This is a genomic window from Sulfitobacter sp. HI0040 (assembly GCF_001634885.1).
Taxonomy (GTDB): Bacteria; Pseudomonadota; Alphaproteobacteria; order Rhodobacterales; family Rhodobacteraceae; genus Sulfitobacter.
Map to the genome: position 1 here is coordinate 1 of NZ_LWEX01000491.1, position 327 is coordinate 327.

Sequence of the window (327 nt, forward strand, 5' to 3'; positions counted from 1 at the left end):
GCGTTCTGCGTCCGGGCCGTGGATCTCATGGCCATTCAGCGTCATCCGGCCTTCGGTCGGCGCGAGAAAACCGGCCACGATGTTGAGCAATGTCGTCTTGCCACAGCCGGAGGGGCCGAGCACGCTGAGCAACTCACCCTCCTTCAGGTCGAGCGACACGTCCTTGAGCGCCTGAACAGCACCGCCACCGGGCAGATCGAAGCGCATTGACAGGTCTTGTATGGATAATCCGGTCATTGGTCCGCTTTCGGGCCCCTCGGGGCGATTTGATTGGATGGCGACGTGCGCCGGGAGCCGGCCCCCGGGCATATGCCGGGGACCGTCCGT

1 protein-coding gene is annotated in these 327 nt (G+C 64.5%); it reads right to left on the reverse strand.

Annotated elements, in window-relative coordinates:
• Nucleotides 1-237: ATP-binding cassette domain-containing protein (locus A3728_RS19695; protein ID WP_150120902.1), on the reverse strand; the 237-nt coding region annotated here is incomplete at its 3' end.
• Nucleotides 238-327: the final 90 nt, after the last annotated feature.